This window comes from Microbacterium sp. MMO-10 (assembly GCF_037148715.1).
Classification (GTDB): Bacteria; Actinomycetota; Actinomycetes; order Actinomycetales; family Microbacteriaceae; genus Microbacterium.
In genome coordinates, this window is sequence record NZ_JBBCSV010000001.1 from 854,757 (window position 1) to 875,460 (window position 20,704).

Annotated in this window: 21 protein-coding genes; 9 read left to right on the forward strand and 12 right to left on the reverse strand. The window is 71.8% G+C overall.

Annotated features, from left to right (window positions below; genetic code table 11):
* The first annotated feature begins 61 nt into the window (after nt 1-61).
* Nucleotides 62-1,558 (forward strand): glutamate-cysteine ligase family protein, encoded by a 1,497-nt coding sequence (locus tag WFJ17_RS04055; protein ID WP_336647726.1) that lies wholly within the window; start codon nt 62-64, stop codon nt 1,556-1,558.
* A 37-nt stretch (nt 1,559-1,595) separates the two neighbouring features.
* Here WFJ17_RS04055 and WFJ17_RS04060 read toward each other — a convergent pair whose 3' ends face one another.
* The 4 genes from WFJ17_RS04060 to WFJ17_RS04075 all read right to left on the reverse strand — a co-directional run bounded on the left by WFJ17_RS04060 (nt 1,596) and on the right by WFJ17_RS04075 (nt 6,331).
* Nucleotides 1,596-2,354 carry an alpha/beta fold hydrolase gene (locus tag WFJ17_RS04060; protein ID WP_336647727.1) on the reverse strand — a complete coding sequence of 253 codons (759 nt, stop codon included), beginning with the start codon at nt 2,352-2,354 and terminating at the stop codon, nt 1,596-1,598.
* Between the two features lie 487 nt (nt 2,355-2,841).
* Nucleotides 2,842-4,737 (reverse strand): YhgE/Pip domain-containing protein, encoded by a 1,896-nt coding sequence (locus tag WFJ17_RS04065; RefSeq protein ID WP_251444036.1) that lies wholly within the window; start codon nt 4,735-4,737, stop codon nt 2,842-2,844.
* On the reverse strand, nt 4,734-5,666 hold the full coding sequence (locus WFJ17_RS04070; protein WP_336647728.1) for a hypothetical protein: 933 nt from the start codon (nt 5,664-5,666) through the stop codon (nt 4,734-4,736). The genes WFJ17_RS04065 and WFJ17_RS04070 overlap by 4 nt, the downstream gene beginning before the upstream one ends.
* A complete protein-coding gene (locus tag WFJ17_RS04075; protein ID WP_251444042.1) occupies nt 5,663-6,331 on the reverse strand; it encodes a TetR/AcrR family transcriptional regulator in 669 nt (222 codons plus the stop codon). Before WFJ17_RS04075 ends, WFJ17_RS04070 begins: the two co-directional genes overlap by 4 nt.
* A gap of 204 nt (nt 6,332-6,535) precedes the next feature.
* On the opposite strand from WFJ17_RS04075, the gene WFJ17_RS04080 reads away from it, so the two are divergent.
* Complete coding sequence (locus tag WFJ17_RS04080; protein ID WP_251444045.1) at nt 6,536-7,207, forward strand: class I SAM-dependent methyltransferase; 672 nt, start codon at nt 6,536-6,538, stop codon at nt 7,205-7,207.
* Nucleotides 7,208-7,322: 115 nt separating this feature from the next.
* On the opposite strand, the gene argG is transcribed toward WFJ17_RS04080, so the two are convergent.
* Nucleotides 7,323-8,771, reverse strand: coding sequence for an argininosuccinate synthase (gene argG / locus WFJ17_RS04085; protein ID WP_292882178.1), 1,449 nt, complete (start codon nt 8,769-8,771; stop codon nt 7,323-7,325).
* A 202-nt stretch (nt 8,772-8,973) separates the two neighbouring features.
* Here argG and WFJ17_RS04090 point away from each other — a divergent pair, with 202 nt between their 5' ends.
* From WFJ17_RS04090 to WFJ17_RS04115, 6 genes are all read left to right on the forward strand, one after another.
* Entirely contained in the window at nt 8,974-9,234 is a 261-nt protein-coding gene (locus tag WFJ17_RS04090; RefSeq protein WP_251444051.1) for a hypothetical protein, read from the forward strand.
* Between the two features lie 16 nt (nt 9,235-9,250).
* Complete coding sequence (locus tag WFJ17_RS04095; protein ID WP_251444054.1) at nt 9,251-10,018, forward strand: ABC transporter ATP-binding protein; 768 nt, start codon at nt 9,251-9,253, stop codon at nt 10,016-10,018.
* A gap of 56 nt (nt 10,019-10,074) precedes the next feature.
* The gene (locus WFJ17_RS04100; protein ID WP_336647729.1) at nt 10,075-10,386 is read left to right on the forward strand and encodes a hypothetical protein; all 312 of its coding nucleotides are present in this window, start codon (nt 10,075-10,077) and stop codon (nt 10,384-10,386) included.
* Nucleotides 10,387-10,390: 4 nt separating this feature from the next.
* Nucleotides 10,391-11,878, forward strand: a complete 1,488-nt coding sequence (locus tag WFJ17_RS04105; RefSeq protein WP_251444060.1) for a hypothetical protein — start codon at nt 10,391-10,393, stop codon at nt 11,876-11,878.
* Nucleotides 11,871-12,545 carry a hypothetical protein gene (locus WFJ17_RS04110; protein WP_251444063.1) on the forward strand — a complete coding sequence of 225 codons (675 nt, stop codon included), beginning with the start codon at nt 11,871-11,873 and terminating at the stop codon, nt 12,543-12,545. The genes WFJ17_RS04105 and WFJ17_RS04110 overlap by 8 nt, the downstream gene beginning before the upstream one ends.
* A 160-nt stretch (nt 12,546-12,705) precedes the next feature.
* On the forward strand, nt 12,706-13,395 hold the full coding sequence (locus WFJ17_RS04115) for a response regulator transcription factor (RefSeq protein ID WP_336647730.1): 690 nt from the start codon (nt 12,706-12,708) through the stop codon (nt 13,393-13,395).
* An 832-nt stretch (nt 13,396-14,227) separates the two neighbouring features.
* Here the strand turns inward: WFJ17_RS04115 and WFJ17_RS04120 are convergent.
* Together WFJ17_RS04120 and WFJ17_RS04125 are read right to left on the reverse strand one after the other, a co-directional pair.
* Nucleotides 14,228-14,980, reverse strand: coding sequence for a Pr6Pr family membrane protein (locus WFJ17_RS04120; RefSeq protein ID WP_336647731.1), 753 nt, complete (start codon nt 14,978-14,980; stop codon nt 14,228-14,230).
* Between the two features lie 67 nt (nt 14,981-15,047).
* Nucleotides 15,048-15,929 (reverse strand): hypothetical protein, encoded by an 882-nt coding sequence (locus tag WFJ17_RS04125; RefSeq protein WP_336647732.1) that lies wholly within the window; start codon nt 15,927-15,929, stop codon nt 15,048-15,050.
* Between WFJ17_RS04125 and WFJ17_RS04130 the strand changes: the two genes are divergently transcribed.
* Nucleotides 15,922-16,260 carry a hypothetical protein gene (locus WFJ17_RS04130; protein WP_336647733.1) on the forward strand — a complete coding sequence of 113 codons (339 nt, stop codon included), beginning with the start codon at nt 15,922-15,924 and terminating at the stop codon, nt 16,258-16,260. The genes WFJ17_RS04125 and WFJ17_RS04130 overlap by 8 nt on opposite strands.
* Nucleotides 16,261-16,327: 67 nt before the next feature.
* Here WFJ17_RS04130 and WFJ17_RS04135 read toward each other — a convergent pair whose 3' ends face one another.
* From WFJ17_RS04135 to WFJ17_RS04155, 5 genes are read right to left on the reverse strand one after another with little or no spacing between them, the layout of a single operon-like run.
* Nucleotides 16,328-17,191: a hypothetical protein gene (locus WFJ17_RS04135; protein WP_336647734.1), complete on the reverse strand. Its 864-nt coding sequence runs from the start codon at nt 17,189-17,191 to the stop codon at nt 16,328-16,330.
* Nucleotides 17,188-18,297: a vWA domain-containing protein gene (locus tag WFJ17_RS04140; protein WP_336647735.1), complete on the reverse strand. Its 1,110-nt coding sequence runs from the start codon at nt 18,295-18,297 to the stop codon at nt 17,188-17,190. The genes WFJ17_RS04135 and WFJ17_RS04140 overlap by 4 nt, the downstream gene beginning before the upstream one ends.
* Complete coding sequence (locus WFJ17_RS04145; protein WP_251444083.1) at nt 18,294-19,280, reverse strand: VWA domain-containing protein; 987 nt, start codon at nt 19,278-19,280, stop codon at nt 18,294-18,296. The genes WFJ17_RS04140 and WFJ17_RS04145 overlap by 4 nt, the downstream gene beginning before the upstream one ends.
* Entirely contained in the window at nt 19,271-19,762 is a 492-nt protein-coding gene (locus tag WFJ17_RS04150) for a hypothetical protein (protein WP_336647736.1), read from the reverse strand. Before WFJ17_RS04150 ends, WFJ17_RS04145 begins: the two co-directional genes overlap by 10 nt.
* Nucleotides 19,746-20,702, reverse strand: coding sequence for a DUF58 domain-containing protein (locus tag WFJ17_RS04155; protein ID WP_336647737.1), 957 nt, complete (start codon nt 20,700-20,702; stop codon nt 19,746-19,748). Before WFJ17_RS04155 ends, WFJ17_RS04150 begins: the two co-directional genes overlap by 17 nt.
* Nucleotides 20,703-20,704 lie beyond the last annotated feature (2 nt).

Sequence of the window (20,704 nt, forward strand, 5' to 3'; positions counted from 1 at the left end):
GATCAGCGTAAGGCGGAATCTCTCCTCGACGCGGCGGGCCCGGGGCGAGTAGCTTCTCGCCATGGGAGACCACGTCGACGAACGGGTGTTCACCCGTCAGGACCGCACGGAGTTCCGCGAGAAGACCGCGCGCTGCCTGGACGCGCTCGCGATGATGCTCGCCGACGGGCAGTTCGAGATCGCGGAACCGCGGCTCGGTCTGGAGATCGAGCTCAACCTCGTCGACGGCGCCTGCGATCCGGCGATGGCGAACGCCGCGGCGCTCGACGCGATCGCCGACCCGGCGTTCCAGACCGAGCTCGGTCAGTTCAACATCGAGATCAACGTCGAGCCCCGCCCCCTCGCCGGACGCAGCGTCACCGACCTGGAGCACTCGCTGCGCGCCTCGCTGAACGCGGCGGACGAGAAGGCGCGCAGCACGGGGTGCGGCCTCGCCATGATCGGGATGCTGCCGACCCTCGACGAGCATCATTTCACCGGGGAATGGCTGTCGGCGGATCCGCGATACGACCTGCTCAGTCAGCAGATCCTCGCCGCCCGGGGGGAGGACATCGAGCTGCGGCTCGACGGACCGGCGCTCGGCGACGGCGCCGAAAGGGAGACGCTCGACATCGTCTGCGACACGATCCTGCCCGAAGCCGCGTGCACCTCGGTGCAGCTGCATCTGCAGGTGGATCCCGCGGAGTTCGCGGCGTACTGGAACTCGGCCCAGGCGATCGCGGGCGTGCAGGTCGCGCTCGCCGCCAATTCGCCCTTCTTCGCCGGGAAGGCCCTCTGGCACGAGACCCGGATCCCGCTCTTCGAGCAGGCGACCGACACCCGCTCGGTCGAGCTGAAGAACCAGCGCGTGCGCCCGAGGGTGTGGTTCGGGGAGCGCTGGGTGACGTCGATCTTCGACCTCTTCGAGGAGAACTCGCGGTACTTCCCCGCGCTGCTGCCCGTCAGCACCGACGAGGATCCGTTCGCCGTGCTGGCGCGCGGCGGCACGCCCGCGCTCGCCGAGCTGCGCATGCACAACGGCACGGTCTACCGCTGGAACCGTCCGATCTACGACGGCAACGGCGACCGCTACCACCTGCGGCTCGAGAACCGCGTGCTGCCGGCCGGCCCGAGCATCGTGGACGTGCTCGCGGATGCGGCGTTCTACTACGGGCTCGTGCACGCGCTCGCGCAGGCCGATCGTCCGCTGTGGACGCAGATGACCTTCGACGCCGCGGAGGAGAACCTGCACGCCGCGGCGCGGGACGGCATCGAATCGCGCCTGTACTGGCCCGAGCTGGGCTGGATCGGCCCGCGCGAGCTGGTGCTGCGGCGCCTGCTCGCCCTCGCCTCCGAGGGGCTGGACGGCTACGGGGTGGATCCGGCCGAGCGCGACCGCTATCTCGGGATCATCGAGCAGCGCTGCCTGACCGGGCGCAACGGCGCGGTGTGGCAGCGCGAGAACGTCGCCGCGCGCGAGCGCGCCGGGGCCACCCGATCCCAGGCGCTGCACGGCATGCTCGCCGACTACCTGGAGCACATGCACACGGGCGATCCGGTGCACACCTGGGAGCACTGACCGGCCGGCGTCGGGTGCACGCCGTGTGCCGCGCGCATCAGAGCCCTGCGAGGAACCGCCGGATCCGGTCGGCGGCGGGGCCGGCATCGCGGATCATCGTCTCGTGCCCGCATCCCGGGATCTCCGCGAACTCGCCGCGCGGGATCGCGTCGGCCACGGTGCGGGTCCACACCGGCGGGCAGACGGGGTCGCGCGCGCCGCGCAGGACGAGGGTCGGCACGGCGATCCGCGGATAGACCTCGTCGGGGTCGTGCGTGACCGTGGCGCGGATCTTGCGGATGATATGCGGGCCCGCCCGCAGGTACTCCCGTACGCCGCGCGCCACGACGCGGGGGTCGATCGAGGCGGTGTCGCGGAGGAAGCGCAGCGCCTGCCGCGCCACACGACGGGCGCCGGCGTCGACCGTCGGCGCCGCGAGCACCACCGCCCGCACCCGGTCGGGATGCCGCACAGCCAGCTCGGCCGCGACCTGGCTGCCCATCGAGTGGCCGATCACGGTGACCGGCGGCACGCCCGCTGCCGCGAGGTGCGCGGCGATCAGGTCGGCGTGCCCCGGCATCGTGAGCGGACGTCGGGGCTCCGGAGCCGCGCCGAACCCGGGGAGGTCGACGGCCACGACCCTCCCGTCGAGCCTGCGCGCCAGATCGGCGAAGACGCTGCGACCCATGCCGAGACCGTGCACGAGCAGGAAGGCGTCGGACCCGGATCCGGCGTGTTCGGCGATCAGCGTCGACGAACCGTCCGTGAACGCCAGGACGTCGCCGTCGAGCGCCGGCGTCAGATCGGGAGTGCTCACCTCACCACCTCATCACATCCGGCGGAGGAGGAGCCCCACCGACCCGCCCCGCCGGCCCGCGCTGCCGGCCCGCGCGCCCGCGGCGCATGCCGAATTCAGGCCAGACTCGCGCGGAGACCCGAAACAGACGGCCGGGGTGCCCTTACGCGGACGTCCAGCCTGAATACGGTCGGCCGACGGCAGGCCACCGATGTCGCCTGGACCGCCTGAGGATCCGGCCGCCGGCCCCACCCGCCCGAGCCGGTCGCCGCACGCACCCGCGCCGAACTCAGGCTGGATTCTTGCGCCGCGCCGGAACGGAGGGCTGAACTGCCGTTTCGCCGTTGTCCAGCCTGAATTGTGCTCGGCCGCGAGTCCGGCGCCGGTGCGGCCACCGCGGTGCCGGCGCCGGGGGCGGCAACCCGGCCGCGCCGCAGGCGCCGCCCACCTCGGCGGCAACCCGACCCGCGCCGCCGGCGCCGCCCACCGTGGCGAGCGGCGCCGTGCCTCAGCCGATCAGGCTGGGCTGCAGGTCGCGCAGGGTGCGCTTGTGCGTCATCCTCGTCACGCCGATCATGGCGATCAGCAGGGATCCGACCAGCCAGATCCCGAGGACGCCCAGATCGGTCATCGCCCGGCCCACCTGGCCGCCGTACATGAGCTGGCGCATCGCGTCCACGACGTAGCCCATCGGCAGCACGTGGTGCAGGGCGGTGAGCGGCGTCGGGAGCGTCTGCCAGGGGAACGTGCCGCCCGCTGTCACCAGCTGCAGCACCATGAGCACGAGCCCCATGAACTGCCCGACGGATCCGAGCCACACATTCAGCGCCAGGATGATCGCGGCATAGGTGGCCGAGGCGAGCACCATGATCCCGAGTGCGCCCCAGCCGTTCTGGAACGTGAACCCGAGCGCCCACGCCAGTACACCCAGCAGGCCCAGCATCTGCAGGGCGCCGAAGGCGGCGGGCGTGAGCCACCCCGCCAGCGTGATCCGGATCGGCGAGTGCAGCGCGGTCACCGCGCGCCGTGAGATCGGCTTGATGATGAGGAACAGCGCGTAGATCCCGATCCAGCCGGCCAGCGCCGCGAAGAACGGCGCGAGGCCCTGACCGTAGTCCTTCGCCGCGGCGACCTTGTCGCTCGACACGTCGACGGGGTTCGCGATGGTCTTGGCCTGCTCGGACCGCAGCTCGGGGGTGGACGCGGGGATCGCGTCGACGCCGGCGGCGAGGCCGTCCCGCAGGGTGACGATGCCGTTCGCGAGCGTGCCGAGGCCGTCGTGCAGCGCCTTCGCGCCGTCGCGTGCGCTCGCCGCGCCGGAGCTCAGTGTCGCGGCGCCCGATGCCGCGGTCTGGGCGCCGTTCGCGAGCTGCTGCGACTTGTCGGCGAGCGTCGCGCTCCCCGACGCCACCTGGGCGCTGCCGTCGGCGAGCTGGTCGATCTTGCCGACCGCGCCCTGCACGGTGTCGTTGCCGCTGCGGAGCTTGTCGCCGAGCGGATCCAGCTTCGCGAGCACCGCGTCGATCTCGGACGGCGAGAGTCCGCGGTCGGCGAGGGCGGCGGCGATGTCGCTGCGCACCTGGGGCAGGGTGTCGGTCGCCTGCTGCACGAGGGATCCGGCCTCGTTCGCGTACTGCGCGATCTGCTGGTTGCCGTCGCTCACCTGCTGCGCGCCGTTCGCCAGGGTCGCCGCGCCGTCGGCGAGCTGCTGCGAGCCGTCGGCGATCTGGGCCGTGCCGCCCGCGAGCTGTGCGGCCCCGTCGGCGAGCTGGGTGGTCCCGTCGGCGAGCTGACCGCTGCCGGAGACCGCGGTGTTCGCTCCGTCCGAGAGCTTTCCGGCGCCGTCGGCGGCCTCGCCGAGCTTGTCGCGCACGTCGCTGAGTCCGGTGAGCAGTTTGTCGGCCGCCTCCTGGCCCACCATCTCGGCGACCGAGCGCCGGATCTTCTCGACCGCGCCGGATCCGATCGACGACGCGAGGTAGTTGTTGGCGTCGTTCGTCTCGAGCTCGATCCGCGCCTGGTGGGGGCTCGTGCCGGAGGAGGACAGCAGCGCCTCGGAGAACGTCTTCGGGATCGTCACCGTGAAGTCGACGTCGCCGTTCTTGAGCGCGGCGCGTGCGGCCGGGGCGCTCAGGCGCTGCCAGTCGAACGCCTTGCCCTCGACGAGGTTGTCGGCGACCTTCTCGCCGTAGTTCGTGGTGGTGTCGCCCGACGTGGCGCCGGTGTCCTCGACCACGAGACCCACCGGCACCTCGGTGAACTTGCCGTACGGGTCCTGGTTCGCCCAGAGGTAGAGGCCGCCGTACAGGATCGGCACCGCCATCAGCGCGATCAGCGCGATCACGGCCATGGGCGACGCGGTCAGCCGGCGGAGCTCTGCGCCGATCATCGCGGGGATCTTCATCGCTCGGCTCCGTTCTCGGTCTCGGTGGGGGTGTGGGCGGGGGGATCCTGCGGGTCTTCGAGCGAGGACGGCGGGTCTTCCTCGGGATCGAGCGAGGGCGCCGGGTCTTCCTCGGGGTCGTCGAGCGAAGACCCCGCAGGCGCCTGAGATGAAACGCGCCGCTCGTCGGGTGGCGAGGTCTCCTCCCGCTCCGGCTCCGCCGGTGCCTGCTCGACGTCCACCGGGGGCAGCAGGTCCTCCCTCGGATCCGCCGCCATCACCGCCGTCGAGCCGGTCACGTCGGCGAGCGGACGCACCGGCACCGTCGCGTTGGACGGATAGTCGGTCTCGAGCGCCTCCGGGAGTCGCTCGATGACGGCCGCCGCGGATCCGCCGACGATCACGAGCACGGCGAAGCCGCGCTCGGCGAACTCCGCGGCGATGCGCCACCATCCCTCGGGGCGTCCGCCGTGGCGGTCGGGGGAGACCAGCACGAACCCCTCCACGTCGTCGCGCAGCACGGCGAGCTCGGCCATGACGCGCACGCGCACGGAGGGCTTGATCGCGCCGATCGGCTGCGTGGCGAGCTCGGCGAAGCCGATCTGCTCGAGCCAGCGCCGGGCGTGCAGCGGGGTGGCGGGGAGACCGGCGAACATGAGCTCCTCGCCCACGACCGCGGCGAGGGTCACTCCGGGGTGCGGGTCGCTGACCTCGGGGGCGTCGACGAGGGCCATCCGGCGCCGCAGGTCGCGGTCGTTGCGGGTGCCGTCGATCGTGACCTCGCCCGTGTCGGGCCGCATGCGGCCCGTGGCGATGAGCCCCAGCACCGTGGGCCGCAGCTCGGTCTCGGCGAGCACGAACCGGGCGTGGCCCGTCTCGATCTCGAGCGATGTGGTGGGCAGCGCGTGGCCCTTCTTGCCCTTGCTGACCTCGTGCACGGCGATCCTCATGCGCGGCCCTCCTCGGCGGGAATCGTGGCAAGCGTATCGGGCGCGACGGTCGCCGCGAGTCCCGGGTGGGAGGCGAGCAGCGCGTCGATCTCCCGCCAGCCGAGGCCGGCGATGCTGAGCACCGCCCGCACGGCGATGCCCGCGGCGACGGGCGAGGAGGCGTCGGTGCGGGTGACCACGGTGCGTGCGCTCTCCTCGATGAGCCGGGCGAGCGTCGGTGCGGTCATGTCCTGCCGCAGCTCGCCGTCGTCCTGTCCGCGCCGCACGAGCGCGGCCAGCACGCGCCGCAGCGGGGCGAGCGCGGCCGCGGTCTCCTCGACGTGCGCCTCGTCGAGGGCGATGGCGGCGGCGACCTGCACGTGAGCGGCCTCGCGCCACAGGTCGGCGGTGAGCCGGGCAAGCGCGATGCGGCTGTCGGCATCGTCGACCCGCTGCGCGATCGCGTTGAAGCGCGCCGCCCCGGCGGAGACCAGCGCGTGCACGAGCGCGGTGCGATCGTCGAAGTGCCCGTACAGGGCGCGCCGGCTCAGGCCGGCTGCGCGCGCAATCTGGTCGACGGAGGCGTGCGGGTCCGCGGCGAGCGTCTGCGAGGCGGCGGCGAGGATGCCGGCGCGGTTCTCTGCGGCGTCGCGGCGCTGGCGCCGGGGAGCGGTCGTGTCTGTCACAGCACAAGTGTACCGCTAACTTGCACAGTTCTGTGCAAGTTACGGAGATGGACCGGCTCCGGGACGCCCCGGGGCCCGACCGGTCGCGCCGCTCGGCCGGTCGGAGGCCCCGGATCTTGTCGCAGGCCAACACCCGTTGTGGCGGAGGACGATCTTGGACTCGAGCGGGCGCGGGTTCAGGGATCCGTTGCCTACCGTGGAGCCGTGATCTCCATGGATCCAGGGCGGTCGGGCTTCGGCGTCTCGTGTCGGGCGGGCCGCGTCGCCGGGGCGGTCGGACGCAGGTCCGTCACGTCGACCCTTCTCGCGGTCCTCATGGCGCTGTTCCTCGTGGGCGGATCCGCCCTCGGGTCGCAGGCCTGGGCGCTGCACGCCGCTCTCGTGCTCGCCGCGTTCGCCGCCGCGGGCCTGCTGCGATCGTTCTGGTACACGAAGGGGCCGGGAGGGGTGCTGCTGTGGGCGCGCCTGATCGGCGGAGTGCGCCTGCAGCACGATGCGCGCATCCTGACGGTCGGAGCGACGCCCGATCACGTGGGTCTCATGCTGGCGTCGCGTTTCCCCACGGCGACCACGACGATCGGAGGGACCACCTCGTTCGCGGGCGGATGTCGCCTGCCGTACCGGGACGGGCAGTTCCAGCTCGTGACGCTCCAGCTGTCGAGCATCCCGGATCGCGCACGTGAGGAGCTGCTCCGCGAAGCGGCGCGGGTGCTCGCGCGCGGGGGGAGTCTCATCGTGCTGGACTACGGGCGCGCCTCCCGGGACGAGGTGCTCCTGCGCGCGTGCGGTCTCCGTGTCCGGCGCGTGCGCCCCGGGCCGCGGGGGCGCCCCGGTGGTCTGCTGGTGCCTCCGGCCGCCGTGGTGGCAGCAGGGTGACGCCGCCCTTCCCCGAGGATGCCCGGAGTTCCCGGCGCGGGGCGGGCCGCTGTCGACCCGCTCCGGGGGCGGCGAGCGGGAACCGGTCGTTCACGGCGGCCGATGCCGCCCGCGGTCAGTCGGTGCCGGAGTCGAAGGCCGCGCCCTCGCTGGCCGCGTCCACGGCGTCGGCGAGGGCCTCCTCGGTCTCGGCGAGGGTCGTGCCCTCGACCGACTCGGTGATCTCGTTCGCCTCACCCGCGGTCACACGGCCGACGAGCTCGCCCGTCGCGCCGCCGACCAGGCCCAGGCCGGCGTACTGCTCCAGACGCGCGCGCGAGTCGGCGATGTCGAGGTTGCGCATCGTGAGCTGGCCGATCCGGTCGACCGGGCCGAAGGCGGCGTCGCCGACGCGCTCCATCGACAGCTTCTCCGGACCGTAGGACAGGTTCGGCGAGACGGTGTCGAGGATCGTCCAGTCGTCGCCGCGGCGGAGGCGGATCGTGACGGTGCCGGAGATCGTGGATCCGACCCAGCGCTGGATCGACTCGCGCAGCATGAGCGACTGCGGCTCGAGCCAGCGGCCCTCGTACATGAGGCGGCCCAGACGGCGGCCCTGCTCGTGGTACGTGGCGAGGGTGTCCTCGTTGAGGATGCCGTTGACCAGGCGCTCGTAGGCGATGAACAGCAGCGCCATGGCGGGCGCCTCGTAGATGCCGCGCGACTTCGCCTCGATGATGCGGTTCTCGATCTGGTCGCTCATGCCGAGGCCGTGCCGGCCGCCGATCGTGTTCGCCTCCATGACGAGCGCGACCGGATCCGTGTACTCGACGCCGTTGATCGCGACCGGGCGGCCGGCCTCGAACGTGACCGTGACGTCCTCGGTGTCGATCGCGACGGACGGATCCCAGAACTTCACGCCCATGATCGGGTCGACGGTCTCGAGCGAGACGTCGAGGTGCTCGAGGGTCTTCGCCTCGTGCGTGGCGCCCCAGATGTTGGCGTCGGTCGAGTAGGCCTTCTCGGCGGAGTCGCGGTAGGGGAAGCCGTGCGCGACGAGCCACTCGCTCATCTCCTTGCGCCCGCCCAGCTCGGTGACGAAGTCGGCGTCGAGCCACGGCTTGTAGATGCGCAGGCGGGGGTTGGCGAGCAGGCCGTAGCGGTAGAACCGCTCGATGTCGTTGCCCTTGTAGGTGGAGCCGTCGCCCCAGATGTCGACGCCGTCCTCCTTCATGGCGCGCACGAGCAGCGTGCCGGTGACGGCGCGGCCCAGCGGCGTGGTGTTGAAGTAGGTCTTGCCGCCGGAGCGGATGTGGAACGCCCCGCAGCTGAGGGCGACGAAGCCCTCTTCGACCAGCGCGGTCTTGCAGTCGATGAGCCGCGAGGCCTCCGCGCCGTACTCCAGCGCGCGGCCCGGGATCGAGGCGATGTCGTCCTCGTCGTACTGACCCAGGTCGCCCGTGTAGGTGAAGGGCACGGCGCCCTTGTCGCGCATCCAGGCGACCGCCACGGAGGTGTCGAGGCCTCCCGAGAAGGCGATGCCGACGCGCTCGCCGACGGGCAGGGACTGGAGGACCTTGGACATGGGATCCAGTCTATCGGCGGCCCTGGACCCGATGACGGCGAGGCGGGCGGGCGGGTTCTTTTGCCCGGGTACCTGATAGTTTGACGAAGGGGCGACGAAAGTCTCACCGGTCGAGACGAATGGGCGAAGCGGCTCCGTCGCGTCGATCCCTACTCTGCAGATGCAGCCCATGGAGGGGTGCAGAGAACGGAGGGAGGGTCGTATGTCTGTGATGGAAGCGACCGCACTGCTGCAGAATCGCGTGGCCGAGGCCGTCGCGGCGGGGGAGGAGCGGATCCGAGGTCTGCTCGTGGTCCGTCGGGACAGCTACGTCTGGCTCATCGTCATCGCGATCGCCATCGTGATCGCGTTGGGGCTGATGACCGCGTGGTTCATCTACTGCCGCAATCAGGGGGGCTGGCCGGCACTGGACATGCCGTCCTGGACGTCCGGCGGCACGTGGAAGGTCTATTGCGCCTCCTAGGCGCGAGGTGACGGCGATGGCGGCGGAGGCGGTGCTGAGCGCGGAGGCGCTCGTGAAGAGCTACGGCTCGCGGACCGTGCTGGGGGACTTCTCTATGGAGGTCGGTCCGGGGCGGATCCACGGGCTGCTCGGGCCGAACGGCTCCGGCAAGACCACTGCGCTGCACATCGTCACCGGGCTGATCCGCCCGGATCGGGGCCGCGTCCGCATCGTCGGCGTCGACGTGCAGGACAAGGCGAGCCGGAGAGGGGTGGGATTCGCTCCCGACGACCTGCCCCTCCCCGGTGCCCTGACCGGCGGGGAGTTCCTCCGGTTCCACGATGCGCTGCGCGGACGGGACGACTCCGCCCGCGCAGCGAGCCTCGCCGAGATGCTCGGCATCGCGGATGACCTCGGCGTCGCCGTCGCCGAGTACTCGCACGGCATGCAGCGCAAGCTCCAGCTCATCGCCGCGGTCATGCACGAGCCGGCGCTGCTCATCCTCGACGAGCCTTTCCGCGGGCTGGATCCCGACGCCGCGCTGGGGGTGCGGCGTCTCCTCCTCGCCTACGCGGAAGGCGGGCACACCGTGCTGGTGGCGACCCATGACATGCTCCGGGCCGAGCGCGACTGCGATGAGGTGACCATCCTCGACCGGGGATCCATCGTCGTGGCGGGTGCGCCGGCGCGACTGGTCGCGCAGACCGACGGCTGCGCGACCCTCGAAGACGTCTTCCTGCGCGTGACGGGTCGCGCGGGCGATGCGGCGCTGCGTGCGGAGCAGCTCGCGTCGGTCTTCCTCTGATCCGCCCGACCGGTGAACGGCAGCCCGCCGTCCGCCGCATCTCGAAAGGAAAGTGCATGCCGATGCCCTTCGGCCTCAAGGTCCTCCTGCATTGCCTCACCGGTCTCGTGCTCGGCGTGTGCGTGATGTTCATCGCCATCGCGGCGGCCCTGGCGATGGCGTTCAGCACCGCCGGAGACGTCGTGATCCCCGGGGTCATCAGGATCTGGCGTTCGGCGGAGAACAACGCGACCGCGCTGAACTTCGTGCCGCAGCCGATCGGCATCGGGGTCGGGGTGCTCGTCGTCGCCGCGCTGTACGTCGTCATCCGGACGCTCGCCGGGCGGAGGTCCCGCCAGGCGCGGCAGCAGGCGGAGAACGCGGGGTGACTCCGTGCGCGAACTGAGCATGGTGTCGGCGGTCGTCCTGAAGCTCTGGGTCAGGGAGGTCGCGAAGATCCTCGGGACGACGACGCGGACGGTCACGGTCGCCGCCGGGAGCTCCGTCGTCGTCATGCTGCTGTTCGGGCTGGCGCTCGCCCTCATCGCGGGCGCGCAGCTGGGATCCGCGATCTCGCCGGAGCTGCGGCTGTCGCTCGTGAGGACGTCGTTCGCCGCGGCGGCGATGACGGCGGGGATCGTCGCGGTGGTGCTCTGCTTGGCCGCGCCACCGAGGACCGCGTTGCAGAACTCGCTGGATCTCCTTCCGGTCGGGCGGGGGAGCGCCCGCCTCGGGCAGCTCGTGCCGGTGCTGGCGATGGGTCTCGTCTCCAGCGCGGCCCTGAGCAGCACCTCGGTGGTCGTCCTGGTGCGGACGAGCCCGGATCCCCTCGGCATGGCGCGCGGCCTCGTGCTCTACGCGCTGCTGCTGCTCAGCATGATGCTCGCCGCGGTCGCGGTCTTCTCCGGCCTGCAGTCCGTCGGGATGAAGCGGCTGCGGCTGCCGCTCCCCTACGCATCCACGGTGGCGGGAGTGCTGACGTTCGCCGGTGTGCTCGCCGTCGCGGCACCCGACATCCTGGCGCTGCGCCGCTCCGGATCGGGGGGCGACGGGATCGGCGAGCTGCTGCCGTCGCGGGTCTTCGCGCGCACCGCGGTGGCTCCGGACGGGTGGTCTGCGGCGCTCGTCGTGCTCTGGATCCTGGTGGCGGCCGGCCTGCTCTGGTTCGTGTCCCGTCACCACGTGCCCGGGGCTCCGCGGACCTCAGTGCGACTGCTCCGCGGCACCCGTCCGCTCCGTCGTACGCCGTGGTGGGGTCAGCTCTGGGCGGAGGGTCTGATCGCGATCCGCAACCCTCAGTTCGTCGTCGCCGCACTCATGCTGCCGCTCGGGGCGGCGGCCGTCTGGGTGCTCGCCGTCACCGTCCCCGCCGCGGGGATCATCGTGCCCGCGCTCGCCGGAGCGCTGCCCGTGCTGCCGTTCGTGCTGGCGGTGCATGCGGTGGGGCGCACGATCCGCACCCACTGGGTGGCGCGGCTGGCGGGCGGCGATGCCGTGCCGCTGCTGTGGCCCAAGGCGCTCGCGGCGGCGCTCTCCGGAGCCGTGCTCGGTGCGCCGATCCTGCTCGCGGTGCTGCTGCTGGGCCTCGTCCCCGCGATGCAGCTCCCCGACATCCTGCTGCGGTGCGCCCTGGGTCTCGTCGCGGGCCTGCTCGGCGGCGCCGTGGTGCCGTACAGCGAGGAGCAGCCCCTGTCGGCGACCGCCGCGGGGTTTCTGGTCGCCCTCATCTACATGCCGGCGACGCTCGCGGCGGGCTGGGTGTCGACGGTCGCCGCGCCGGGAACGGATCGCGTGATCGTGCTCGCGGCGATCGTCGTGCTCGCGGGCCTCTTCGCCGTCGTCGCCGTGCGCCAGCGCGTGCAGGACCCGGCGCGTGCTTGAGGTCCGCCGCATCACCCGGAGCGGGGTCGGCGAGGCCGATGGCTTCCTCGAGTGCCCGGCGCTGGGACTCCGGATCCGGGAGTCGGATCCGGAGGCGGTCGCTCTCGGGCTCTGCAGCGACGAGCTCTTCGTGCACGTCGCCGGACGCCGCTGGCGGCTGCCGCCCTGGTTCACCACGCGGTCGCGGCGGCTGCCTTCCGGCGTCCTGGCCGCGGCCGGGATGTGCCTGCGGTTTTTCGCCGCGGGGATGGGGCTGATCGGGGCCGTACTCGCGGCGGCGCTCCTCGTAGGGGTGTGCGCGGGGTTCCTGGCCCTGATCGCGCTGTCGCTGACGGGCCTCGCGCTGATCGGCTCGGTGCTGGTGCACGAGCTCGGGCACGTGCTGGCGTATCGGATCCTGGTCGGCAGGACGGCGCCGGCGGTGCTGACGGTGAGAGGTGCGTCGTGCCGGGTGGTGCGGCTCTCGGGTCGCCGTAGCGCCGACCTCCGGGTCGTGCTCGCCGGGCCTTTCGCGCCTCTCGTCGCGGCGTCCCTCGGCTGGCCGCTGTTCGCCCTGGCGCCGGCGGCCGTGCTGATGGTGACCCTGATCGCGGCCGGGCATGTGGCCGGGCTCGCGCTCCCGGCCGGCGACGGCGCCACCCTCCGGGCCATCATCCGCGGCCGGTGAGTCCCGCGGAGCGCGGGCGGCCCCGCTCGACGGGGGCGCGGTTCCGCGGGCGGTGAGTCCCGCGGAGCGCGGTCTCGCAGGCGGCGCCGACCGTTGTCCACAGGGACGGGTTCCTCCCCTTCTCGCGGTACAGATGCCTGTACTGTGAGAAGGGGGTTCCATGAACGTGGATACCGAGTTTCGAGACGCGCCGATCGTCGTGGTCTCAGGCAATGGCTTGATGGCATCCGGGCTGTCGACGATCCTTTCGGCCGAGTTCGGCCGATCGGTCGAGCAGAGGGGGTCGATCGGGGACGCGACGGCGATCTGCCGCGATCGCGGCGATCGGAGCGGGGATCCGCCGATCATCGTGTTCGATCTCACGCGCGCCGGCGGTCCTGATGAGGAGATCCTCGCGGCGCTCGCCGCAGCGACGTCCGTGGCGCGCGTCATCGTGATCGCGCCGGCGGAGCCGTTCGGTCGCGTGCGGGAGCTCTTCGAGGTCGGCGTGCAGGGGGTGGTCGGAAGCGACGCCGACCCGCGCGAACTGGTGCATGCGATCGTCGAGGCGGCCGGGGGCAACGTCATCGCGTCGAGGCGGGTGCTGCGCGACCTCGTAGATCACGTGGTGCACTGCCCGAGTCGCGCCGTCGCGGCCGACCGCGCCGACCTGGACTCGCTGGCGCCGCGGGAGCGCGAGATCGTGCGGCAGCTGATGCGGGGCATGACGAACCGTGAGATCGCGGCGAATCTGCATCTCTCCGAGGCGACCGTGAAGGCCCATCTGGGTCGCGTCATGACGCGGTGGCAGGTGCGCGATCGGCTGCAGGTGGTGCTGCGCGCGCTGGGCCGGATCCCGGAGCGGATCTGACCCCGGGGTTCTGGACCCGCGTCGTGGACCCAGGCGCGGTAGGAGAAGCTTCCGGGGCGGGGCGGATTCCGACCCGGATCAGCGTCGGGAATGGATTCGTGCCGGCTGTGGATCGGATCGGCGGGGGCGGTGGATCCGCTCGGGTCGCGATAAGTGTCCTTCCGGTGGCTGGGGAAGCGCCGAAACTGCGACCTGAAGGGAGGAATCGCGACCTGAAGGGATCGGCGGGGGCGGTGGATCCGCTCGGGTCGCAATAAGTGTCCTTCCGGTGGCTGGGGAAGCGCCGAAACTGCGACCTGAAGGGAGGAATCGCGACCTGAAGGGATCGGCCGGGGCGCTGGATCCGCTCAGGTCGCAATAAGTGCCCTTCCGGTGGCCGGGGAAGAACCGAAACTGCGACCTGAAGGGAGAAATCGCGACCTGAAGGGATCGGCGGCAGACCCGGCATGGCCGCGTCGCTGGCGGAGCCGAGTCAGATCAGGCGGACGTCGACGCCGAGGGCGGCATAGGTCGACATCGCTCGACGATCGCAGGAGAGCAAGGTGATCCCGACCGTCCTGGCGGCCACGCCGACCAGCCCGTCTCGTCGTAGACGGCGCTGCCGGCGATCCCCGCTTCGGCGAAGAGCGGCACGGCGCCCCACGGCGATGCTCCGCGGAAGGGCGACGGAGGCCGGAAACTCCCGAGAGATCAGTCGTGCGGCATGCGCGGCCGTCAGTCTGCTCGAGCCGGGGAGACGAGTCAGCACGGAGAACGTCTCGACCATGGGTGTCCGGCGAGGCCGAGGACCAGGGCACACGCTCCCGGGGTGGGGAATCGGCGCGCGGCGCGGTCAGCTGCCGCGCTTGCGCGAGACCCAGACCACGCCGGCGCCCACGGCGATGATCGCGACGGCGATCGCCGCGATGTAGACGGCGACGCCGCCGTAGCCGCCGACGTTCGCCGGGTCGAGGAAGGGGTAGGGGTACCAGCCGCGGGCGCCCGTGCGGGGGTTGATGATGAGGTTCGCGCGCACGAGCGTGTACACGGCCCACACGATCGGGAAGATCGCGGTGACGCCGACGACGCCCCAGCCGAGGCGGCGTCGACGCGGCGCGAGGAGCACGTCGGCCAGCATCAGCAGCGGCCCCACCACGTGCATCATCTCGTTGGCCCACTCCACGGTCGAACCCTGCGGGAGTTCGATGCCACGCAGCAGGGTGTTGTAGACGATGCCGGTGACGATCATGTAGGTCGACCCGCACGCGAGCAGGATCGCGATCCCGCGCGGCTCCGGCTCGGTGGATCCGGTCCCTGACGCTTCCGGAGGGCGAAGGCTCCACACCGCCACGATCACGAGCGTCACCGCGGCCCAGATGTTCGACTCGATCGTGAAGAAGCTGAGGAAGTTCGCCACGATCGTCGGGAGGTGGGATCCGTAGGACGTCGTCGACTGCAGCGCGTTGCCCATCGTCACGACGAGCTGGTTGATCACGGCGGCCAGGATCGCGGCTGCCCCGACCAGCCGCACGATCGCCCACGGCCTCGTGGCGATCGCGAATCGGGCGGGACGGGACGCGGCGCCATCGGGCGCGGGGGTCTGCATTCCTTGACGATAGCGGGGAGGGACGCGCCGTGCGCCTCTTCTCATAGGAGAGCGCAGGTCCCGGCGCTCACGGGTACTTCGTGAGCGCCTTCTGGAACTCGGCGGCCTTCTTCTCGCTCAGCATGTAGCGGCCGACGATCGCGAGCTGCAAGCCCTCCAGCGGCTCTCCGGTGCGCTGCGACGTCTGCTCGCGCGACGCGCGGTACTCGCCGGTCACGTCGTTCGCGAGGTCGGTGATGTCGGCGTAGAACCAGCCCGGATCCGGTTCGTCGTCGCTGAACCACTCCCAGTCCACCTGGGTCTGAGGCGTCGCGCCGCCGTACATCTTCGAGATCATCGTCGGATCCACACCGCTGGCCGGGTCGTTGAACGCGACCATGCCGCGCCAGCCGTGCTGCACGATGATCGACTCGATCGTCTGCATCACCTCGAGCTTGTGGGCGTACCCGGTGACGGGCGTCGTCGTCGCCCAGGTGTCCGAAGCGAACCGGACGAGCATCGACTCGCCGCCGTAGCCGTTGCGCTCCGGGCGCTCCTGGGCGTCGGCGGACTTCACCCACTGCAGCCCGTACTTCGCGGTCAGCTGCGTGCGCACGTCGGTCATCGTCTCGTCGGCCAGCGCCTGCAGGCCCTCCAGCGACTGCTGGTTCAGGAACGTGCTCGGATCCTTGTCCTTGATGCCCGGGTACCCCTCCCAGAGCTTCTGCTTCTCGGTCTTGTGCCCGTCGTAGGATCCGGTCGCGGCGACCCGCACGGCGCTGAGCGCCCCCATCGTGCCGACGTTGAGTACGAGGGAGATGGTCAGGGCGATCGCACCGAGCGCACGGCCGGCCCGGGTCGCGACCGCGGCGACCGCGAGGCCCAGCACCACGAGCTGCAGTACGAGCATGGTCGCGCCGAGGAAGGCGTCGGCCGCGCCGATCGCAAGCAGGATCAGGGACGTGATCACGAAGACGATCGACGCCGCGAGGGCGATCCAGCCGAGGGGGCTCCGCTTCTTCTGCGACGGGGTGCGCGCGCCGGGGCGCCGCGTTTCGTCTCGGTCGCCTGCGGCGTCCTCGCTCAACGACCCCGGGAAGGGGGCCGGGCCTGCGGTGGTGCTCGACGCCCCCGGGAAGGGGGCCGGGCCCGCGGTGGTGCTCGACGCCCTCGGGAAGGGGGCCGGGCCTGCGGTGCCGCTCGCCGACCCCGGGAAGGGGGCCGGGTGGGTGGCGGTGCTCGACGACCCCGGGACCGGCGCGACCGCGGGACCGAGCAGCGCGCGGCGCGCGCCGCGGTAGCCGCCGGGAGGCGGCATCGGCGGAGCGCCGGTCGAGTCGGACACGTACCGGGGCGGATCGCTGCGCTCTACCATGGCTTGTCCGTCCCGCTGCTGCCGCCGTCGTCGGTGCCGTCCTGCTGGTTCTGCTGTCGCTCCTGCTCGCCCTGCTGCAGCTTCTTCTGCAGTTCGTCGAGCTTGCTCGGGTCGGGCGTCGGCTGCTGCGGGTCCTGCTTCTGGTCGGGGTTCTGCCGCGGATCCTGCTGCTGCTTCTGCTGCTCGTCCTGCTGCTTCTGCTGCAGCCGATCCTTCTGGTCCTTGTTCGACTGACTCATATCGCGCTGCGGATCCGGGGACTGCTGCTGCGCCTGCTCGCTGTCGCACTCCTTCGGGCGTTCCGCGTTCACCTGCAGCGCCTGGGCGTAGAACTCCAGGGCCGTGACGTGGTCCTGATCGTCGGCCGCCGCGTCGCCCTCGCGTTCGAGCACCAGCGCCAGGTTGAACCGCACCGCGCACACCTCGAGTCCGTGCGCGAGCTTCAGCGACTCCTCGAACTTCTTCTGTCCCGCCGCGAGCTTGCCCGACTCCGCGAGTCCCACGCCCTGGTCGAACGGCGCCTTGTAGGGCTCGAACCAGTTCGCCGGGTTCAGGTTCTCCGCCGCGCTCACCGACCCGGTGTAGTCGCCGGCGACGTACGCGGTGATCGACTGATAGGCGAAGGCGTACAGGCTCACCAGCTTTCCGACGAACAGCACGGCGACGAGGATCAGCGGGAGCGAGCACCAGGCGATCCAGCGGCGCACGGCACGGCGACGCCGGTTCGCCGCGAGCAGGGCGTGCGCGGCGGGGGACGCAGCGATGTCGGCACCCGGATCGAGCGGGGCCTCGCCCGGACGCTGCGATCGCCGGGGAGCGCTCGAAGACTCGGCCGGGGCGGGGAGGACGTGGCTCATACGTCACCTCCTTGCCTCGGTCGCACCGAGAGCCCGCGCATCCGCAGGATCAGCATCGTCGCCCGGGTGATCTCGGCGCACAGCAGCACGGCGATCACGAGCGCGACGATCCAGCTCAGGTCGGTCGGCTGGGTGAGCGGGTCGTCCTCCCGGTACGCCGTGGTCGAGGTCGGCGCAGGCGGCAGCTGCGCCTTCTTCTCGGCCGTGCGATGCTCGTAGCCCACGCCGAGCTCGCCCGCGATCTGCTGCAGGTTCTTCTCGTCGATGCGGCTGAGCGCGTCGGATCCCTGGTACTGGATGTAGTCACCGGAGCCCGAGAGCGCGCCCGTGGTCTCCCGCATCGGACCGCCCTTCGCCGTGCCGTAGCCGAGCACCTCGCCGCCGGAGACGAGCTTCTTCGAGGTCGCGAACGACTCGGGCGAGGTCGAGACGGTCTGCTCACCGTCGCCGAGATAGAAGACCATCCGCGCGCGGTCGGGTGCCGCCTTCTTCGCGCTCTGCAGCGTCTGCGCGAGCAGCTGGTTCGCGATGCCGATCGAGCTGCCCTTCGACTGCCGGGTCACCTCGGGCTGCAGCACGTCGACCGCCGAGATCAGCGCGCCGGTGTCGGTGGTCAGAGGGAGGCGCAGCACGGCGTTCGCGTCGAACGTGATGAGCGCGAACCGGGCGCCGGGGTACGCCTCCGCGATGCGGCGCACGTCTTCACGCACGCCCGCCAGGCGGGTGGTGTCGCCGGCCGAGGCGGTGGATCCCTGCGCGCCGTCCCAGTCCTCGGCGACCATGCTGGCGGTGGTGTCGACGGCGATCACCACATCCGTGGCCGACGCGAGGGTGCGCACCTGACCCCCGGGCACGCTCGGGCGCAGCAGCAGCACGCCGCAGGCCAGCACGAGCAGGATCCGGAGGATCCACAGGACCGGGCCCGCGCCGGCCCCCGCCGACGACCGCGTCTCGTCTCGGGCGCGCTCCGCGCGTCCTCGCTCGACGACCCCCTGCTGTGCGCGTCGGGAGGAGACGCTGCGCACGAGCATCCACACCGCGGCGCCCAGCACGGGCAGCACGAGGAGGATCACCAGGAACGGTGCGATGACGGGCTGGAGGATCACAGGCGCACCCTCCACAGCAGCACGACGAAGCCGAGGGCGAGCACGATGAGCGCCGCGATCCACAACTGCGGCACGTCGGTCCAGATGACGGTGGCCTGTCCCTTCAATTGGGACGCCTCCTGCTTCTGCACCTGCGCGATGATGTCGCCGACGGTCGTGGTCTCGCGCAGCGCATAGGCCTTGCCGCCCGTCACCGCGGCGGCGTCGGCCAGGCCCTGCGAGCCCTGCTGGTCGATGCCGTCGACCGGATTGATCGTGTAGACGCGGATCTTCTTCGACGCCGCGTAGTCGGCCGCCTCCGGCAGTGTGACGATCGGGGATCCGTTCAGCTCGTTGTCGGTGGCGAGGATGATCGAGCGTGCGCGCTGCTGGTCGGCGTGGTCGAAGCGCATCACACAGGAGGCGAGGCCGTCGCCGATGAGCGAGGCGCCCACGCCGTTCATCGTGCCGACCCACTGCTCCGGCACGGCGGTCGAGTAGTCGAAGCCCTTCATCAGGCTGCGCAGGCGCTCTCGGATGAACGCGTAGTCGTCGGTGAGAGGGAAGACCTGCACGGCCGAGCTGTTGAAGATCGTCAGCCCGATGCGCTCGCCCTTGAACCCGTCGGCGAGCTTGTCGAAGATCGACACGATCTCCTTGTCGACATCGGTCATGGATCCGGAGACGTCGAGGCACAGCATGATGTCGCGATTGGTCGACACCGGCTGGATCGTCTTCTGCGCCACCGGTCGCGCCGCGACCACGCCGGCGAGCACCACCGCGAGCATGCCGAGGGCGACGATCCCCGCGAGCGCCGCCTGGCGCCGCCGCACCGCGCGACGGAACGCCGGCAGCGCGCGGATGCGCTCGGCCCGGGCGATCGGGGCGCCGTGGTCCGCGGATCCGCCACCGCGCCCGCGCAGCCCGAGCAGCACGCCGAGCGCGATCGCGAGCAGCAGCGCGCCGGCGATCGCGAGCAGGATCCAGGCGTTCGCTAGTACCACGTCGTCACCACCGTGCGGGCGGCCTCGGCGCCGACGAGCGGGTCGATGGGGGCGGTGCGCCGGAAGATGCTCGGATAGTAATTGCGCCCGATCGCGTCGATGAGCGCGGGGTGCACGCCGAGGCGCACCAGGTCGTCGAGCGCCAGCACCGGCGCCTCGATGCCGCTGTACTCGTTGACGAACCCGCGCACCGTGCGACTGAGATCGAGGTTGGCGCGACGGGCGTCGGTGACCCCCGCGCGGTAATCGGCCTCGATCTGCGCGATCGCCCCGAGGTACTCCTGGCGCAGCACGGTCGCGACGTCGGCGGTGAGCGCCGGCACCGGGACCGGGGAGGCGGCCACCGGGATCGCGCGGCGTGGTCGGGTCAGCACGATCACGAGCCACGCGGCTCCGGCGAGCAGCACGAGCACGCCGATCGCGAGCAGGATCCAGCCCCCGCCGTACTGGGCCGGCGGGTACAGCTCATCGGTGCCGGACATGAGACCTCGCATCCAGCATCGCGAGGAGACCGGCGACCGCCTCGTCCTGTGCGCCGAGGGCGACGTGCGTGATCTCCAGACGCCGCAGCAGCTCCCGCGTGCGCGCGGCGTCGGCGGCGTCGGCCGCCTGCAGCTCGGCGGCGAGCTCGGCGTCGCCCTGCAGGAACTCGGGGATCGCCCAGTGCGAGGCGACGTCGCGACGTGCGCGCTGCGGGACGCGCGGCGACGCGCTGCCCGCGGGGGCGTCGAGCGAGGACGCGGCGCGCGAAGGACCGGCTGGGCGCGCTGCGAGCACCGGATCCGCGTCGTGCAGGGCGATCCAGAGCACGTCGTGCTGCACGCGCAGGCGCCGCAGCAGCCGCTCCGTCTCGTCGGACACCGGGGCGTCGTCGGTGACCACGACGACGATCATGCGCCGGGAGATCGTGCGCGCGACGTACGACAGCAGCGCGTCGCGGTCGCTCGGGACGGAGGCGGCGTCGACCGCGCGGTCGATCTGGCGCAGCGTGTGCTCGAGCGCGGCCTCGCTGCGGCCGATCTCGCGCCGGCGCACCCCGTCGGCGTCGCCGTTCACGAGGCAGAAGTCGTCGCCGTGCCGCAGGGCGAGCAGCCCCAGCACGCCGACCGTGAGGATCGCCAGATCCTTCTTCGGCCGCTCGTCGTGCGCGAGAGCGGCCATCGAGAGCCCGGTGTCGACGACGAAGAGCACGGTGTGCATGCGGGTGGCGAGCGACCGGCGCACGACGGCGGAGCCGAGCCGCGCCGTCGCCTTCCAGTCGATGTCGCGGATCTGGTCGCCGTATTCGTAGGCGCGCAGGTCGTCGAAGTCGAGGCTGTGCCCGCGCAGCAGTGACGCGTGGGCGCCGTCGAGCGCGTGCGTCGACTTGCGCGTCGAGTCGATGAAGAGCTTGCCCTTCACCGGCGTCAGCAGGCTGGCCATGG

Coding starts and splice junctions, on each gene's coding strand:
- WFJ17_RS04055 (WP_336647726.1), top strand. CDS start 62: ATGGGAGACCACGTCGACGAACGGGTGTTCACCCGTCAGGACCGCACG.
- WFJ17_RS04070 (WP_336647728.1), bottom strand. CDS start 5,666: ATGAGGATCGCCGTGCACGAGGTCAGCAAGGGCAAGAAGGGCCACGCG.
- WFJ17_RS04155 (WP_336647737.1), bottom strand. CDS start 20,702: ATGGCCAGCCTGCTGACGCCGGTGAAGGGCAAGCTCTTCATCGACTCG.
- WFJ17_RS04150 (WP_336647736.1), bottom strand. CDS start 19,762: ATGTCCGGCACCGATGAGCTGTACCCGCCGGCCCAGTACGGCGGGGGC.
- argG (WP_292882178.1), bottom strand. CDS start 8,771: ATGTCCAAGGTCCTCCAGTCCCTGCCCGTCGGCGAGCGCGTCGGCATC.
- WFJ17_RS04065 (WP_251444036.1), bottom strand. CDS start 4,737: ATGAAGATCCCCGCGATGATCGGCGCAGAGCTCCGCCGGCTGACCGCG.
- WFJ17_RS04100 (WP_336647729.1), top strand. CDS start 10,075: ATGCCGATGCCCTTCGGCCTCAAGGTCCTCCTGCATTGCCTCACCGGT.
- WFJ17_RS04095 (WP_251444054.1), top strand. CDS start 9,251: ATGGCGGCGGAGGCGGTGCTGAGCGCGGAGGCGCTCGTGAAGAGCTAC.
- WFJ17_RS04090 (WP_251444051.1), top strand. CDS start 8,974: ATGTCTGTGATGGAAGCGACCGCACTGCTGCAGAATCGCGTGGCCGAG.
- WFJ17_RS04120 (WP_336647731.1), bottom strand. CDS start 14,980: ATGCAGACCCCCGCGCCCGATGGCGCCGCGTCCCGTCCCGCCCGATTC.
- WFJ17_RS04115 (WP_336647730.1), top strand. CDS start 12,706: ATGAACGTGGATACCGAGTTTCGAGACGCGCCGATCGTCGTGGTCTCA.
- WFJ17_RS04135 (WP_336647734.1), bottom strand. CDS start 17,191: ATGAGCCACGTCCTCCCCGCCCCGGCCGAGTCTTCGAGCGCTCCCCGG.